The sequence below is a fragment of the Xanthobacter autotrophicus genome (assembly GCF_005871085.1).
GTDB classification, from domain to species: Bacteria; Pseudomonadota; Alphaproteobacteria; order Rhizobiales; family Xanthobacteraceae; genus Xanthobacter; species Xanthobacter autotrophicus.
This window is the reverse complement of record NZ_VAUP01000041.1, coordinates 103,075-119,506: the sequence shown is the minus strand read 5'-3', so window position 1 is coordinate 119,506 and position 16,432 is coordinate 103,075. Positions and strand designations below refer to the sequence as shown.

Genomic DNA, 16,432 nt, shown 5'->3' with positions numbered 1-16,432 from the left:
AGCACCCGGCCTTGCATCCGGCGGGGGAAACCCCGTCGGATGTGCCGGCCGGAACGCGAAGGTTAACGTCTCCTAAACCCTGTTTCCCCGAGGATCGGGGCCATGACCGCAAGGGCCGCCCTGCTCCTGTCGCTCGCGCTCGCCGGCCTGCTGCCGGCGGCGATGCCGGCGCTTGGCCAACCGGGCGCTGCGCCCGCCGTGGTGCCGCTGCCGCCCCCCGTACCCTCGCGCTCCGGCCTTGATACCGATGCGCTGAAATCCGACCTGCGCGGCACCGAGGAGGCGCAGAAGCGCCTGCGCGTGGAGCTGGAGGCGGCCAAGGGCGATCGCGCCCGGCTCAACCAGATGCTGGTGGAAACCGCCACCCGCACCCGCTCCGTCGAGCAGCAGCTTATCGACGTGGAGGGGCGGATCGTCATGCTCGACGGCTCCGCCGCGGACCTCAGCGCCTCCCTCGCCAAGCGGCGCGGCGTGCTGGCCCAGGTGCTGGCGGCGCTGATGCGCATGGGCCGGGAACCGCCGCCGGCCCTGCTGATGCGCCCGGACGATGCACTGGACGCGGTGCGCTCGGCCATTCTTCTCGGCGCGCTGCTGCCGGAATTGCGGGTGGAGGCGGAGACGCTGGCGGCCGACTTGTCGGAGCAGGCGCGGGTGCGCGGCGAGCTGACCGCCGCCCGCGACAGCCTCACCCGCCTGAAGGCAGAGCTGGACGACGACCGCAAGCGGCTCTCTATCCTGGTGACGGAACGTCAGCGCCGCCAGGCCGAGGAGCAGCCGGTTCCGCAGGCCGAAAAAAGCCAGGCCGAGACCGTCGCCAAGGCCACCGGCGACGTGCACGATCTCGTGACGAGACTGGAGACGGAAGTGGGGCCGTCCGCCCGCGCCGCCGACGCCGCGAAAGCCGTCACCCGCCCCGTCGAACCGGGCAAGCCGGACCTCACCGCTTTGCGCAATCCGGCACGGATTACCCCCGCCATCGCCTTCAGCCAGGCTAAGGGCTTGCTGCCATTGCCGGTTGCCGGCGTGACGGTGAAGACTTTCGGCGCCCCCGACAGCGTGGGCGGGGCTGAGAAGGGCATGACCATCGCCACCCGCGCCGGCGCCCCCGTCAGCGCGCCGGCGGATGGCTGGGTGGTCTATGCCGGGCCGTTCCGCAGCTACGGACAACTCTTGATCATCAACGCGGGCGGCGGCTACCATATCCTGATGGCAGGCATGGAGCGGATCACCGTCGACCTTGGACAGTTCGTTCTCGCGGGCGAGCCGGTGGGGGTGATGGGCGGCCTGTCGCGGACCGCGGGACCGGCGGCGCGCGGCGCGGCGGTACCGGCTTCAAGCCAGGGGCCGACGCTGGCCGCAGGTCAGGCTCCGAGCGTTGTTCCGACAGCCGGATTACGTTTTGGCAATGAGGCTGGCACAGCCTTGGGACAGCCCCAATTATATGTCGAGTTCCGAAAAGACGGGATCTCCATAGATCCTACCCCGTGGTGGGCCGCAACGGACAGTCAGAAGGTACGTGGATGATGCGTCGGACGTCTCTATTTCTTTTCGGCGTGGCGGCTGGCGCCCTCGTGGCCGTTGCAGCGGTCCAGCCGCGTGTGCTGGCGCCTTTCTTCCTGGGCACCGCCGCCGAGGCTGCGTCCTCGGACACCTACAAGCAGCTCAACCTGTTTGGCGACGTGTTCGAGCGCGTCCGCACGGACTATGTGGAGAAGCCCGACGACGCCAAGCTGATCGAGTCTGCCATCAACGGCATGCTCCAGTCGCTTGATCCGCACTCCTCCTACATGGACGCGAAGAACCACCGCGACATGCAGGTGCAGACGCGCGGCGAATTCGGTGGCCTCGGCATCGAGGTCATCATGGAAGACGGCCTCGTGAAGGTGGTGACTCCCATGGAGGACACCCCGGCGAGCAAGGCCGGCATCCTCTCCGGCGACCTCATCGCCAAGCTGGACAACGACCAGGTGCAGGGCCTGACCCTGAACGAGGCCGTGGACAAGATGCGCGGCCCGGTGAACACGCCGATCACGCTGACCATCCTGCGCAAGGGCGTGGAGAAGCCCATCGAGATCAAGCTGGTGCGCGACACCATCAAGATCCAGACAGTGCGCTCGCGGGTCGAATCGGACGATATCGCCTATATCCGCCTCAACTCGTTCACCAACGAGCAAACCTACGAGGGCCTGAAGAAGGCCATCGACGAGCTGACCGCCAAGATCGGCCCGGACAAGATCAAGGGCTACATCCTGGATCTGCGCAACAATCCCGGCGGCCTGCTGGATCAGGCGGTGGCGGTGTCCGACGCTTTCCTGGAGCGTGGCGAGATCGTCTCCACCCGCGGCCGCAACGCCGAGGAGACGCAGCGCTTCAACGCCCGCGGCGGCGACCTCACCAAGGGCCGGCCGGTGATCGTGATGGTCAACGGCGGCTCGGCCTCGGCCTCGGAGATCGTGGCCGGCGCCCTGCAGGACCACAAGCGCGCCACCGTCCTCGGTTCGCGCTCGTTCGGCAAGGCTTCGGTGCAGACCATCATTCCGCTCGGCCAGAATGGTGCGCTGCGCCTGACCACGGCGCGCTACTACACGCCGTCGGGCCGCTCCATCCAGGCCAAGGGCATCGAGCCGGACATCGTCCTGGTTCAGGACCTGCCGGACGAGATGAAGCAGAAGCTCGGTGCCGCCGCTGATACCACCCGCGGGGAAGCCTCCCTCAAGGGCCACCTGAAGAACGGCGACGACGAAGCGACGGGCTCGCCCTCCTACGTCCCGCCGGATCCGAAGGACGACACCCAGCTGAAGCTCGCCGTCGAACTGATGAAGGGCACCGTCAAGAACGCCGCCTTCCCGGCGAGCCCCAACAAGGCCTCCCAGGCGAACTGAGGTTCCCTGAAGGGGTCTGCCCTAATCCTGGGCGCCTGAAATTTATGCAAATGCCCCGTCCGAGACATCGGGCGGGGCATTTTAGTGTGTCCCGCCCTGCTCCATCCCGTCACGGCATGCCGCCCCGGATCCCATGCGTCGTGTGACCGCCGCGTGACACCTCGCCTCCTGCGGGAAAGGCGCGCCCCCCGATCACCTTGGCATAGGCCTTGCTCAACCCTTGGACGAAAGGCGCTGTGGCGCCGTGTCAGGGAGGCAGGCGCGACATGCGCTCAGATCGCAGGACTTTCCTTCAGATGGCGTTCGCCGCCGGCGTCCTTCTCGGCGCCATGGCCCCGGCGGCGCTTTCGACGGCCGCGCGGGCGGACACCCTCGACAGCATCATGAAGGCCGGCGTGATTCGCATCGCCGTGCCGCAGGATTTCCCACCCTTCGGATCGGTGGGCGTGGACCTCAAGCCGCTCGGCTATGACATAGACGTGGCCAACCTCATCGCCGCCAAGCTCGGCGTGAAGGCGGAGCTGGTGCCGGTAACCAGCGCCAACCGCATTCCCTATCTCCAGACCAAGAAGGTGGACCTCGTCATCTCCAGCCTCGGCAAGAATCCCGAGCGCGAGAAGGTGATGGATTTCTCCGTGGCCTATGCCCCGTTCTTCAACGGCATCTTCGGCCCCGCCGACGTGAAGGTGGAGAAGGTGGAGGACATCGCCGGCATGACGGTGGGCGTCACCCGCGGCTCGGTGGAGGACCTGGAATTGACCAAGGTCGCCCCGCCCACCGCCGACATCAAGCGCTACGAGGACAACAACTCCACCATCTCTGCCTTCCTCTCCGGCCAGGTGAAGGTGGTGGCCACGGGCAACGTGGTGGCGGCGGCCATCCTCGCCCGCAACCCGCCGAAGAAGCCGCAGGTGAAGGTGCTGATCAAGAACTCCCCCTGCTTCGTGGGCCTCAACAAGGACGAGCCCCAGCTGCTGGAGAAGGTCAACGCCATCATCACCGCCGCCAAGGCGGATGGCTCGCTCGAGAAGATCTCCCAGAAATGGCTCGGCGCGCCGCTCCCGGCGGATCTGTGAGGGCCTGAGGTTCAAGCGCGCGCAGCTTCGGCCGGCGCGCGGCAGCTCGCTCCGCTTGCGGGAGAGGAGTGAGTTTCGAGGCGCCGGCCCGGGGTCCGGCGCCCGGGACCGGTGTTGGGTGCCGCCAATGGGGGAAGGGCACAGATGGCCTACAGTTTCGATTTTTCCTCCCTGGCCGATTATGTGCCGGTGCTGGTCAAGGGTGTCGCCATCACGGTGGAGCTGATCGCCGTGGGTGGCGCGCTGGGGGTCACCCTCGGCATCGCCTGCGCCTGGGCCAAGACCCAGGGGCCGCGCTGGCTGCGGCCGCTGGTGGAGGCCTATGTGGAGCTGATCCGCAACACGCCGTTCCTGATCCAGCTGTTCTTCATCTTCTTCGGCCTGCCGGCCATCGGTGTCGGGCTCACCGAGATGCAGGCCGCCATCCTCGCCATGGTGATCAATCTCGGCGCCTACGCCTGCGAGATCATCCGCGCTGGCATCGAGGCGACCCCCAAGGGCCAGTTCGAGGCCGGGGCCTCCCTCGCCATGAGCCGGTTGCAGACCTTCCGCCACGTGGTGCTGGTGCCGGCGCTGCAGAAGATCTGGCCGGCTCTGTCCTCGCAGATCGTCATCGTCATGTTCGGCTCGGCGGTGTGCTCGCAGATCTCGGTGGAGGAGCTGACCTTCGCCGCCAACTTCATCCAGTCCCGCACCTTCCGGGCGTTCGAGGCCTACATCGTCGCGACCGTGCTCTACCTCGTCCTTGCCGTGCTGGTGCGGCAGGTCATGCGGGGCATCGGCGCCCTGGTCTTCCCCCGCAGGAGTGTCGCGCGATGACGGCGTTTTCCACCTGGGACATCGTCTCCAACCTGCTTCTGGCCGCCCGCTGGACCGTGCTGCTCTCGCTGCTCGCCTTCGTCGGCGGCGGCGTGGTGGGGCTGGTGGTGCTCTATGCCCGAATCGCCCGCAGGGCGTGGCTGCGCCGCGCCGCCGGCCTCTACATCGAGCTGTTCCAGGGCACGCCGCTCCTGATGCAGCTGTTCCTGATCTTCTTCGGCCTGCCGCTGCTCGGCCTCGACGTGTCGCCCTGGGCGGCGGCGTTCGTCTCCCTCACCCTGTGGAGTTCGGCCTTCCTCGCCGAGATCTGGCGCGGCTGCGTCGAATCGATCCCCAAGGGCCAGTGGGAGGCCTCGTCCTCGCTGGCCATGAGCTTCGTGGAGCAGCTGCGCTACGTGATCCTGCCCCAGTCCATGCGCATCGCCGTGCCGCCCACGGTGGGCTTCTCGGTGCAGGTGGTGAAGGGCACGGCGCTCACCTCCATCATCGGCTTCGTGGAGCTGTCCAAGGCCGCCACCATCATCACCAACGCCACGTTCGAACCGTTCACGGTCTACGGCTTCGCGGCGCTGATCTATTTCGCCCTGTGCTGGCCCCTGTCGAAGTCGAGCCAGATCCTGGAGAGGAAGCTGAATGTCGCTCATCACCATCACTGAGGTGCGCAAGAGCTTCGGCCAGAACGAGGTGCTGAAGGGCATCAACCTCGACATCGAGCCGGGCGAGGTCATCGCCATCATCGGCAAGTCGGGCTCCGGCAAGTCCACCCTGCTGCGCTGCGTCAACGGGCTGGAGACCATCGACCAGGGCTCCATCGTGGTGGCCGGGGCCCAGCTGGCGCCGGACGAGCTGCACCTGCGGGCGCTCAGGCTCAAGGTCGGCATGATCTTCCAGGGCTTCAACCTGTTCCCCCACCTCACGGCGGGGCGCAACGTGATGCTCTCGCCCATGGTGGTGAAGAAGGTTTCGGCCAAGGAGGCGGAGGCGGAGGCCCGGGTGCGGCTGGAACAGGTGGGCCTCGGCCACAAGTTCGATGCCTACCCGGACCAGCTCTCCGGCGGCCAGCAGCAGCGCGTGGCCATCGCCCGGGCGCTGGCCATGAAGCCGCTGGCCCTACTATGTGATGAGATCACCTCCGCCCTCGACCCGGAACTGGTCAACGAGGTGCTCGCCGTGGTGAAGGCCCTGGCCGAGGAGGGCATGACGCTCCTCATGGTGACGCACGAAATGCGTTTCGCCCGCGAGGTCTGCGACCGCGTGGTGTTCATGCACCAGGGCCGGGTGCATGAGATCGGGCCGCCCGAAGACGTGTTCGCGCACCCCCGGACGCCCGAGCTGAAGCAGTTTCTCGGTGTGGCATAAGGCGGCGCGTGGCGGCTCCGGTGGTATCCGGGCATCGCGGTGCGGCAATGCGGCCTAGGCGCCATCGTTCGGTCATGTTGCCGCCCACTTCTGCCTGTGTTAGGCACACCGAGATTTCGAGAGGCGGGTTCAGCCCTCTCGCGGGGTCGCACTAGATTATTCCCAACAGATCAAGGGCTTGGGCAATGGCTGCGCAAGGCGCGCAGCATGGGCTGCAAGTTCGAGAGAGGTGCGGGGTGGCGGATACGATCGTGTCAGGCATGGCGGGGCGCTACGCGACCGCGCTATTCGAACTGGCGACAGAGGCCGGCGCCGTCGATTCCGTGAAGACGGATCTCGATCGCTTGTCGGCCCTTATTGCAGAGAGCGCGGATCTGGCGCGGCTGGTCAAAAGCCCGGTCTTTTCGGCCGAGGAGCAGCTCAAGGCCATTTCGGCGGTACTTGATCAGGCGGGCATTTCCGGTCTCGCCGGGAATTTCGTGAGGCGGGTGGCGCAGAACCGCCGCCTGTTCGCGTTGCCCCGCATGGTTGCCGACTATGCGTCCCTCGTCGCCGCCCAGCGCGGTGAGACGACGGCGCAGGTGACGGTGCCGGCTCCCTTGAGTGATGCGCACTTCTCCGCGCTCAAGGAGGCGTTGGCCCAGCAAACCGGCAAGGACGTGATTCTCGACGTGACCGTCGATCCGTCCATCCTCGGTGGTCTCATCGTGAAGCTCGGCTCCCGCATGGTCGACGCCTCTCTCAAGACCAAACTCAATTCTATCCGGCATGCGATGAAAGAGGTCCGCTGATGGACATTCGAGCCGCTGAAATCACCGCCATCCTCAAGGAGCAGATCCAGAACTTCGGCCAGGAGGCCGAGGTTTCCGAGGTGGGTCAGGTTCTCTCCGTCGGTGACGGCATCGCCCGCGTCTACGGCCTCGACAATGTCCAGGCCGGCGAGATGGTCGAGTTCGAGAACGGCACGCGCGGCATGGCGCTGAACCTCGAAATCGACAACGTCGGCATCGTGATCTTCGGCTCGGACCGCGAGATCAAGGAAGGCCAGACCGTCAAGCGCACCCGCGCCATCGTGGACGCTCCGGTCGGCAAGGGCCTGCTCGGCCGCGTCGTGGATGCCCTCGGCAACCCGATCGACGGCAAGGGCCCGATCATGTTCACCGAGCGTCGCCGGGTCGACGTGAAGGCGCCGGGCATCATCCCGCGCAAGTCGGTGCATGAGCCCATGCAGACCGGCCTCAAGGCCATCGACGCGCTCATCCCCATCGGCCGCGGCCAGCGCGAGCTGATCATCGGCGACCGCCAGACCGGCAAGACCGCCGTGGCGCTCGACTCGATCCTCAACCAGAAGCCCATCAACCAGGGCACGGACGAGAAGGCCAAGCTCTACTGCGTGTATGTCGCGGTGGGCCAGAAGCGCTCCACCGTCGCGCAGTTCGTGAAGGTGCTGGAAGAGCAGGGCGCGCTGGAATATTCCATCGTGGTCGCCGCCACCGCCTCGGACGCGGCCCCCATGCAGTTCCTGGCGCCGTTCACCGGCACCGCCATGGGCGAGTATTTCCGTGACAACGGCATGCACGCCCTGATCATCCACGACGACCTGTCCAAGCAGGCCGTGGCCTATCGCCAGATGTCGCTGCTGCTGCGCCGCCCGCCGGGCCGCGAGGCCTATCCCGGCGACGTGTTCTACCTGCACTCCCGCCTGCTGGAGCGCGCGGCGAAGCTGAACGACTCGCTGGGCGCCGGCTCCCTCACCGCTTTGCCGGTGATCGAGACCCAGGCGAACGACGTGTCCGCCTACATCCCGACCAACGTGATCTCCATCACCGACGGTCAGATCTTCCTTGAATCGGACCTGTTCTACCAGGGCATCCGCCCGGCGGTGAACGTCGGCCTGTCGGTGTCGCGCGTGGGCTCCTCGGCCCAGATCAAGGCGATGAAGCAGGTGGCGGGCAAGATCAAGGGCGAGCTTGCCCAGTACCGCGAGCTGGCCGCCTTCGCCCAGTTCGGCTCGGACCTGGACGCCTCCACGCAGAAGCTGCTCAACCGCGGCGCCCGCCTCACCGAGTTGCTGAAGCAGAGCCAGTTCTCGCCCCTCAAGGTCGAGGAGCAGGTGGCGGTGATCTTCGCCGGCACCAACGGCTATCTCGACCCGCTGCCGGTCTCCAAGGTGCGTGAGTTCGAGCAGGGCCTCCTGCTGGCCCTGCGCTCCCAGCACCCGGAAATCCTGGAAGCCATCCGCTCGTCCAAGGAACTCTCCAAGGACACCACCGAGAAGCTGACGAAGGCCATCGACGCCTTCGCCAAGAGCTTTGCCTGAGCGGCGCCTGTTCCTCGAACCTGACGGACGGGCACCATGGCGAGCCTGAAAGACCTAAGGAACCGCATCGCCTCGGTTAAGGCGACGCAGAAGATCACCAAGGCGATGCAGATGGTCGCCGCGGCGAAGCTGCGTCGCGCCCAGATGGCGGCGGAAGCGGCCCGTCCCTATGCCGAGCGCATGGATACGGTGCTGGGTAACCTTGCCGCCGGCATTGTCGGCGCCGGTCAGGCGCCGGTGCTGATCGCCGGCACGGGGCAGTCGCAGAAGCACCTGCTTCTGGTCTGCACCGGCGAGCGCGGCCTGTGCGGCGCCTTCAACACCTCCATCGTGCGCCTGGCGCGCGAGAAGGCGCAGCAGCTGATCGGCGAAGGCAAGGACGTGACGTTCTTCTGCGTCGGCCGCAAGGGCTACGACCAGCTGCGCCGGACCTATCCCGACCGCATCATCGAGCTGGTGGACCTGCGCAGCGTGCGCACCCTCAGCTTCAAGGATGCCTCGGCCATCGCGTCGAAGATCCTCACCCTGCTCGACCAGGGCGCCTTCGACGTGTGCACGCTCTTCTATTCCAACTTCAAGAGCGTGATCTCGCAGATCCCCACCGCCCAGCAGATCATCCCCGCCGTGTTCGAGGCGCAGGACGAGGGCGAGGGCGGCCCGGTCTATGAATACGAGCCGGCCGAGGAGGATATCCTCGCCGACCTGCTGCCGCGCAACATCGCCGTGCAGATCTTCCGCGCCCTGCTTGAGAATCAGGCGTCTTTCTACGGCTCTCAGATGAGCGCCATGGACAACGCCACCCGCAATGCGGGCGACATGATCAAGAAGCAGACGCTCATCTACAACCGCACCCGCCAGGCCATGATCACGAAGGAACTCATCGAGATCATCTCCGGCGCCGAGGCCCTCTGAGGCCCGGGACCAAGGCTCGGTCGGAACCAGGACACGAGGACGACGAAAATGGCGAACAAGCTCGGACGCATCACCCAGGTCATCGGCGCCGTCGTGGACGTGCAGTTCGACGGCCATCTCCCGGAAATCCTCAACGCGCTCGAAACCACCAACCAGGGCAACCGGCTGGTGCTCGAAGTGGCGCAGCATCTCGGTGAAAGCACCGTGCGCTGCATCGCCATGGACGCCACCGAGGGTCTGGTGCGCGGTCGCGAAGTCTCCGACACCGGCGCGCCGATCCAGGTGCCGGTGGGCGCGGCCACCCTCGGCCGCATCATGAACGTCATCGGCGAGCCGGTGGACGAGCTGGGCCCGATCGATGGCGAGGCCATGCGCGGCATCCACCAGCCGGCTCCCTCCTATGCGGAGCAGGCCACGGAGGCCGAGATCCTGGTCACCGGCATCAAGGTAGTGGACCTCCTCGCCCCCTACGCCAAGGGCGGCAAGGTGGGCCTGTTCGGCGGCGCCGGCGTGGGCAAGACCGTGCTCATCATGGAGCTGATCAACAACGTGGCGAAGGCGCACGGCGGTTATTCCGTGTTCGCCGGCGTGGGTGAGCGCACCCGCGAGGGCAACGACCTCTACCACGAGATGATCGAGTCCAACGTGAACAAGGACCCGCACGAGAACAACGGCTCTGCCGCCGGTTCCAAGTGCGCCCTGGTGTACGGCCAGATGAACGAGCCTCCGGGCGCCCGCGCCCGCGTCGCGCTGACCGGCCTCACCGTCGCCGAGCACTTCCGCGACCAGGGCCAGGATGTGCTGTTCTTCGTGGACAACATCTTCCGCTTCACCCAGGCCGGCTCGGAAGTGTCGGCTCTGCTCGGCCGCATTCCCTCGGCGGTGGGCTACCAGCCGACTCTGGCCACCGACATGGGCGCGCTTCAGGAGCGCATCACCACCACCACCAAGGGCTCGATCACCTCGGTGCAGGCCATCTACGTGCCGGCCGACGATCTGACCGACCCGGCGCCCGCCGCCTCCTTCGCCCATCTGGACGCCACCACCGTGCTGTCGCGCTCCATCGCGGAAAAGGGCATCTACCCGGCGGTGGATCCGCTGGACTCCACCTCGCGCATGCTCTCCCCCGCCATCCTCGGCGACGAGCACTACAATACCGCGCGTCAGGTCCAGCAGACCCTGCAGCGCTACAAGGCGCTCCAGGACATCATCGCCATCCTGGGCATGGACGAGCTTTCCGAAGAGGACAAGATCACGGTCGCCCGCGCCCGCAAGATCGAGCGCTTCCTCTCGCAGCCCTTCCACGTGGCGGAAGTGTTCACCGGTTCCCCGGGTAAGCTCGTGGACCTGAAGGACACCATCGCCGGGTTCAAGGGCCTGGTGGAAGGCAAGTATGACTATCTTCCCGAGCAGGCCTTCTACATGGTCGGCTCCATGGAAGAAGCCATCGAGAAGGGCAAGAAGCTCGCGGCCGAGGCCGCCTGAGCGAACGATCGCAAGAATGGCTCCGGTCACGTTCGCAATGTGACCGGAGCGCAGGAATTACCTGCCAGGGGTTGAGACGAATTTGCCGCTCAGAGTGTTGTCCTCACGTGGCAAATTTGAATCAGGGGTAGGGGAATGATGAACATTAAGGTCCTGGGCCTTGTGCTGGGACTTCTGGCCGGCGGCATCACCGGCTGGCTCACCCGGCCGCAGGTCGCCGAGATCCGGCTGCCGGGCCTCAACATCGAGCTGCAGGGTGAAAGCCCGAGCGGCGGGTTGACCTCGGAGCAGGGCCGGCACATTGGCCTGGCCGCCGTGGTAGGGGCGATCATCGGGCTCGGCGTCGGCTTCGTGGCCGATCGTCGGCGCTGATGTCACGGAAGCGGCTGCGCCCGGGCTGATCGGCCTGTGCGGTGAAGCCGTCTTCCTTCATGGAGTGGGGGCGTCCATCCAGGCTGGATGGCGCCCGGAGGAGCACCCGATCTTGGGGCGCCTCCCTTTCGGGACGACCCGGAGACGAGAATTATGGCGACCTTACCCTTTGAGCTGGTCTCGCCCGAGCGGCTCGTGTTTTCCGGTGCCGTGACCGAGGTGATCGTGCCCGGCGCGGAAGGCGAATTCGGCGTGCTGGCGGGCCATGCCCCCTTCATCGGCATGCTCAAGCCCGGCATTCTCACCATCAAGGGTGACGGGGCGCCGCGCGCCTATTTCGTGCGGGGCGGCTTTGCCGAGGTGAACCCGGCCGGCCTTACCATCCTTGCGGAAGAGGCGAAACCGCTGGATGAGCTGGATCTCGGCGCCCTTCACCAGCAGATCCAGGATGCCAAGGAAGACGTGGCCGACGCCACCACCGACGAGACCCGCCAGCGCGCGTCGCGGCAGCTCGCTGATCTCGAGCAGGTCTATGCCGTCCTTGAGGGCGGACGGGCCGCCGGCGGCCATTGAGGCCATTCGCGCTCCGCGGTTGGGTTTTGCGGGCCGGATAACCGGACGCGGCCTCATGGCGGGGGATCGGCGTGGCGATACACCAGAACAGTCGGACGGCGGCCGCAGGGCCGCCGTTTCTCGTTTCGAGGCATCGCACTAAAATTAATTAAAACTATGGATTAGCTTAAATATGTAATGGTACGCTTCTTGCGGTTGAGAATTGATCCAACCGGGAGAGATGCCATGCTGAATGCACCGCCCCACGGGCAGCTTCCCGTCGTCGCCACGTCGCCGCTGCTGGCGGGCGCCGCGCCCGCGCAGGCGCTCCTGCTCACGGAAAATGCTGCCCTCACCAACGGGCCGCCACTGTTGTTCCAGCGCCTCACCGCCAAGGAGCGGGAGGAGGTTCTGCGCGAAGGCCAGAAGCGCGTGGTCTATCGCGGCAAGATGCTGTTCTCGCAGGGCACGCCTCACGACGGCATCTTCCTGATCGAGAGCGGCCGCATCCGTGTCTTCTATATCGCGCCCTCGGGCCGCGAGATCACTTTGGCTTACTGGAATTCGGGCAATTTCGTCGGTGGGCCCGAGCTGTTCGGGCAGGGGCATCATGTGTGGTCCGGCGTCGCCGCCACCAATTCCGTGGTCGTGCATCTGACCGGAAAGACCCTGCGCCGCCTCATCGCGCAGATCCCGTCCTTCGCCATCGGCCTCATTGAGGGGCTCACCTTCAAGGGAAAATGCTATTCGGCCCTTGCCCAGATGCTGGGCACCCGTTCGGTGACGGAGCGCCTCGCGCACCTGCTTCTGCATCTCACGGACGCCTATGGCGTGCGGGAAGATGGCGCCATCGTCATCGGGTCGGCCTTCACCCATGCCGACCTCGCGCACATGGTGGGGGCGACGCGCCAATGGGTCACCATCAGCCTCAAGCGTTTGCAAGAGCAGGGGATTCTGAAGGCCGAAAAGGCCCGGATGGTGATCTACGACGTGGCGGCGCTCCACGCCATGCGCGGCGATCGCTGAGGGCGCGGCCTCGGTGTGCGGACACTGAGCCGGTCAGGCAGGCATCCAGTGATGAAGAAAGAGGCGGGTCCTTAAAGGAGGCAACTAATCGACAGCCCGGCCGCTTCTTCCTTTGAATGAATGGAAGCTGGCGCCCGAAGATCACCGTCGAGAGCCGTCTTTGCCCCAAGAGGTGGATCCGATGACCCCATTTTGCGCCAATCCTTTTCGCTCCCGCCTGCTTCGCACCCTTGCCTTCGCCCTCACCGCGAGCTGCGCTTTTGCTGCTGCCCCCGTCCAGGCCCAGACCGCCATCAGCTTCGGCATCGGCACCCAGGACACCACCACCAACACGGTGACCACGGGCGTGGTCATCAAGGAGCTCAAGCTGCTGGAGAAGTACCTGCCGAAGGACGGCAAGTACGCCAACGTCGCCTACACCATCGACTGGCAGAATTTCACCTCCGGCCCGCCCGTTACCAACGGGATGATGGCGGACAAGCTCCAGTTCGGCGGCATGGGCGATTTTCCGCTGGTGGTGAACGGTTATACCTTCCAGTCCAATCCGCAGTCCAAGTCGCAGCTCATCGCGGTGGCGGCCTACAACATCCATGGCTCCGGCAACGGCGTGGTGGTGCACAAGGATTCGCCCTATTACGAGCTGTCCGACCTGAAGGGGAAGGTGCTGAGTGTGCCGTTCGGCTCGGCGGCCCACGGCATGGTTCTCAAGGCCATGCAGGACAAGGGCTGGCCCAACGACTATTTCAAGCTGGTGAGCCAGTCGCCGGAGGTGGGCTCCACCAACCTCCAGGAAAAGAAGATCGACGCCCACGCCGATTTCGTCCCCTTCGCCGAGCTGCTGCCGTTCCGCGGCTTCGCCCGCAAGATCTTCGACGGGGTGGAGACCAACGCCCCCACCTGGCACGGCGTGGTGGTGCGCACCGATTTCGCGCAGAAGTATCCGGAAGTCGTGGTGGCCTATCTCAAGGCGGTCATCGAGGCCAATGACTGGGTCCGCAAGGATCCGCAGGGCGCTGCCGAGAAGATCGCCAAGTGGACCGGCATCGACAAGGAAGTGGTCTACATCTTCCTCGGCCCGGGTGGCATCATGACCATGGATCCCACCATCAAGCCCCAGCTCGTGGCCGACGCGGCCGAAGATGCCGCCGTGCTGCAGAAGCTTGGCCGCATGAAGGAATTCGACGTCAACGCCTGGGTCAACGACACCTATGTGCGCCAGGCCTTCAAGGAATTGGGCCTCGATTACGAGGCGCAGCTCAAGAGCCTCGCCAATTACGAGGTGAGCGGGGACGACAGCTTCTGCAAGGTGAAGATCACCGAGCCGCGCCAGGCCGGTGAGATCTGGATCGAGGGCGAGGGCATCAAGCCCTATTCCAGCGCCGCCTGCACGCTGGGCGCGCTGGCCGAGCTGACCGCCCAGGGCAAGAAGGCCAACATGACCTATCTGTTCGATACCGCCCGCGGCATCAAGCTGTTCGCGTCCGACGCCTTCTATGCGGTCACCGCGAAGGACGGCAAGAGCGACATCAAGCCCTTCATGCTCAAGGTCGACGCGGAAGCGGCGGCGGCCAAGGGCGGCGGCAAGGTGATGAGCTTCGGCGATGCGCTGAAGGCCGCCACCGCCGGGCGCGGGTGAGCGCCATGACGCGCGCAGCGGTGAAATCCAACGTGAAGATGCACACGCCCCTGCATGTTGCCGGTACCCCGGCGGACGGCGCACCCTGCGTGCCTTCCGCCGCGCCGTCGGCGCCGGTCACGGCGTCGGGGGCCATCCTGCTGCGGCCGGAGCGTGCGCCGGTCGCTCAGGTGGTGACGGCGGACGGCTCGCTGCCCGGCCTTGCCCGGCGCTGGCTGAGGCTGAACATGCCGGCGATCCGGGCGACGCTGCTCGGGGCGCTGGCCATCAGCCTGTTCATCCTCGCCTGGCACGTGGTCACCGTGAACCGCATGGACCTGTACGTGCGCTTCCTGAACGTGCCTTCGCCGGAGCAGGTGCTGGAGAGCGCGCGCACCGCCTTCTCCACCGGTGCGTTCTTCGAGCACATCGCCATGTCGTGCCGCCGCATCTTCATCGGCTTCGCCATTGCGGCGCTGGTGGCGGTGCCGCTGGGGATGCTCATGGGACGGTTCGCGCTGCTGAAGGCGTTCGTATTCCCCGTGTGCGAGGTGCTGCGGCCCATTCCGGCCATCGCCTGGGTGCCCATGGCCATCATGCTGTGGCCCACCAACGAGCAGAGCATCGTCTTCATCACCTTCCTCGGCGCGTTCTTTCCCATCCTCATCAACACATTGCACGGCATGGCGAATGTGGACGAGGTGCTGGTGCGCGCCGCGCGCTGTCTCGGGGCCAGCGAGCGCGCCACCTTCCGCGAGGTCTATTTCCCCGCGGTGCTGCCGCAGGTCTTCACCGGCCTCACCGTGGGCATGGGGGTGGCCTGGGTGTCGCTGATCGCGGCGGAGATGATCTCCGGCCAGTTCGGCATCGGCTACTTCACGTGGGAAGCCTACTCCCTGGTGCAGTATCCGGACATCGCGCTGGGCATGATCACCATCGGCGTGCTGGGGCTCGCCTCCTCCTTCCTCATCCGGCTGGCCGGGCGGGCGGTGACGCCGTGGTCCCGCACCAAATGAGCGCCACCCCCATGAGCGCTCCCCGGATGAGCGTTCCAGACGCGAGTTCTTTGAAAGCGAGGCGCGCCATGGCCATTCCCGCAACGGCCCCCACCCAGACTGGGCTCATCGAGGTCACCGGCTTCGAGCTGGCCTACGACACCATCGACGGCGCGGTGATCGCGGTGAGCGACGCCGACCTGGTGGTGAACCCCGGCGAGTTCGTGTCCATCATCGGCCCTTCGGGCTGTGGCAAGTCTACCTTGCTCAATGCGGTGGCGGGCTTCCTGAAGCCCACCGCCGGCCAGGTCACCGTGGACGGGGAAGCGGTCAAAGGCCCCTCCGCCGACCGGGGCATGGTGTTCCAGCAATATTCCCTGTTTCCGTGGAAGACGGTGCGGGAGAATGTGGAATTCGGACTCAAGATGCGCGGCATGGGCCGCTCCGAGCGGGCGGTGGCCGCGCGCACCCTGCTGGGGCTCGCCGGCCTGTCGGCCTTCGAGAACCATTATCCCGACCGGCTGTCCGGCGGCATGAAGCAGCGGGTGGGCATCGTGCGGGCGCTCGCCACGGGGCCGAAGGTGCTGCTGCTGGACGAGCCGTTCGGCGCGCTCGACGCCCAGACCCGGGTGATCATGCAGCAGATCCTCACCAACCTGTGGCAGCGGCTGGGCATCTCGGTGCTGTTCGTGACCCACGACATCGACGAGGCGATTTTCCTCTCCGACCGCATCTATGTGATGACCGCGCGCCCCGGCTGCATCAAGGCCGAGGTGACGGTTCCGCTGCCCCGCCCGCGCGATGCGGCCTTGCAGCTCTCGCCGGAATTCATCCGCCTGCGGGCCGATCTCGGGGCGTTGATCCGCGAGGAAAGCCTGAAGGCCATGGGTGGCGAGCTGAACGAGGATGCCCTGAAGGGCCTCGCGGTGAACCTGAACGGCTCGAACCTCGCCCAGGTGGTGTGAGGGCAGGGTTGGCGTGCGCCGCCGCGATTGGGGGGGCGCGGCCGCCTGCCGCCC

At 66.2% G+C, this 16,432-nt stretch carries 16 protein-coding genes; all 16 read left to right on the top strand.

All coding sequences use genetic code 11. From position 1 onward, the window contains the following. The first annotated feature begins 102 nt into the window (after nt 1-102). The 16 genes from FBQ73_RS21085 (at nt 103) to FBQ73_RS21010 (ending at nt 16,378) form a co-directional block, all read left to right on the top strand. Nucleotides 103-1,524 carry a murein hydrolase activator EnvC family protein gene (locus FBQ73_RS21085; RefSeq protein ID WP_138401456.1) on the top strand — a complete coding sequence of 474 codons (1,422 nt, stop codon included), beginning with the start codon at nt 103-105 and terminating at the stop codon, nt 1,522-1,524. Continuing rightward, nucleotides 1,521-2,882 (top strand): S41 family peptidase, encoded by a 1,362-nt coding sequence (locus FBQ73_RS21080; protein ID WP_138401455.1) that lies wholly within the window; start codon nt 1,521-1,523, stop codon nt 2,880-2,882. Before FBQ73_RS21085 ends, FBQ73_RS21080 begins: the two co-directional genes overlap by 4 nt. A 266-nt stretch (nt 2,883-3,148) precedes the next feature. Further along, nucleotides 3,149-3,958, top strand: a complete 810-nt coding sequence (locus FBQ73_RS21075) for a transporter substrate-binding domain-containing protein (protein WP_138401454.1) — start codon at nt 3,149-3,151, stop codon at nt 3,956-3,958. A gap of 144 nt (nt 3,959-4,102) precedes the next feature. Further along, nucleotides 4,103-4,777, top strand: a complete 675-nt coding sequence (locus FBQ73_RS21070; RefSeq protein ID WP_138401453.1) for an amino acid ABC transporter permease — start codon at nt 4,103-4,105, stop codon at nt 4,775-4,777. Continuing rightward, nucleotides 4,774-5,433: an amino acid ABC transporter permease gene (locus tag FBQ73_RS21065; RefSeq protein WP_138401452.1), complete on the top strand. Its 660-nt coding sequence runs from the start codon at nt 4,774-4,776 to the stop codon at nt 5,431-5,433. The genes FBQ73_RS21070 and FBQ73_RS21065 overlap by 4 nt, the downstream gene beginning before the upstream one ends. Further along, a complete protein-coding gene (locus FBQ73_RS21060; protein ID WP_138401451.1) occupies nt 5,411-6,136 on the top strand; it encodes an amino acid ABC transporter ATP-binding protein in 726 nt (241 codons plus the stop codon). The genes FBQ73_RS21065 and FBQ73_RS21060 overlap by 23 nt, the downstream gene beginning before the upstream one ends. A 185-nt stretch (nt 6,137-6,321) precedes the next feature. Continuing rightward, complete coding sequence (locus FBQ73_RS21055; protein WP_138401450.1) at nt 6,322-6,927, top strand: F0F1 ATP synthase subunit delta; 606 nt, start codon at nt 6,322-6,324, stop codon at nt 6,925-6,927. Then, nucleotides 6,927-8,456, top strand: coding sequence for a F0F1 ATP synthase subunit alpha (gene atpA / locus FBQ73_RS21050; protein ID WP_138401449.1), 1,530 nt, complete (start codon nt 6,927-6,929; stop codon nt 8,454-8,456). The genes FBQ73_RS21055 and atpA overlap by 1 nt, the downstream gene beginning before the upstream one ends. Before the next feature lie 36 nt (nt 8,457-8,492). Continuing rightward, on the top strand, nt 8,493-9,368 hold the full coding sequence (locus tag FBQ73_RS21045) for a F0F1 ATP synthase subunit gamma (protein WP_138401448.1): 876 nt from the start codon (nt 8,493-8,495) through the stop codon (nt 9,366-9,368). Nucleotides 9,369-9,416: 48 nt separating this feature from the next. Continuing rightward, the gene (atpD, locus tag FBQ73_RS21040) at nt 9,417-10,853 is read left to right on the top strand and encodes a F0F1 ATP synthase subunit beta (protein ID WP_138401447.1); all 1,437 of its coding nucleotides are present in this window, start codon (nt 9,417-9,419) and stop codon (nt 10,851-10,853) included. A gap of 135 nt (nt 10,854-10,988) precedes the next feature. Continuing rightward, on the top strand, nt 10,989-11,225 hold the full coding sequence (locus FBQ73_RS21035; protein WP_342780542.1) for a hypothetical protein: 237 nt from the start codon (nt 10,989-10,991) through the stop codon (nt 11,223-11,225). 153 nt (nt 11,226-11,378) lie between these two features. Further along, nucleotides 11,379-11,798 (top strand): F0F1 ATP synthase subunit epsilon, encoded by a 420-nt coding sequence (locus FBQ73_RS21030; protein WP_138401446.1) that lies wholly within the window; start codon nt 11,379-11,381, stop codon nt 11,796-11,798. A gap of 225 nt (nt 11,799-12,023) precedes the next feature. Then, the gene (locus FBQ73_RS21025) at nt 12,024-12,803 is read left to right on the top strand and encodes a Crp/Fnr family transcriptional regulator (protein ID WP_138401445.1); all 780 of its coding nucleotides are present in this window, start codon (nt 12,024-12,026) and stop codon (nt 12,801-12,803) included. A gap of 181 nt (nt 12,804-12,984) precedes the next feature. Further along, on the top strand, nt 12,985-14,439 hold the full coding sequence (locus FBQ73_RS21020; RefSeq protein WP_138401444.1) for an ABC transporter substrate-binding protein: 1,455 nt from the start codon (nt 12,985-12,987) through the stop codon (nt 14,437-14,439). A 5-nt stretch (nt 14,440-14,444) separates the two neighbouring features. Further along, nucleotides 14,445-15,434, top strand: a complete 990-nt coding sequence (locus FBQ73_RS21015) for an ABC transporter permease (protein ID WP_246089822.1) — start codon at nt 14,445-14,447, stop codon at nt 15,432-15,434. A gap of 68 nt (nt 15,435-15,502) precedes the next feature. Further along, nucleotides 15,503-16,378, top strand: a complete 876-nt coding sequence (locus FBQ73_RS21010) for an ABC transporter ATP-binding protein (RefSeq protein WP_138401443.1) — start codon at nt 15,503-15,505, stop codon at nt 16,376-16,378. The last annotated feature ends 54 nt before the right edge of the window (nt 16,379-16,432 follow it).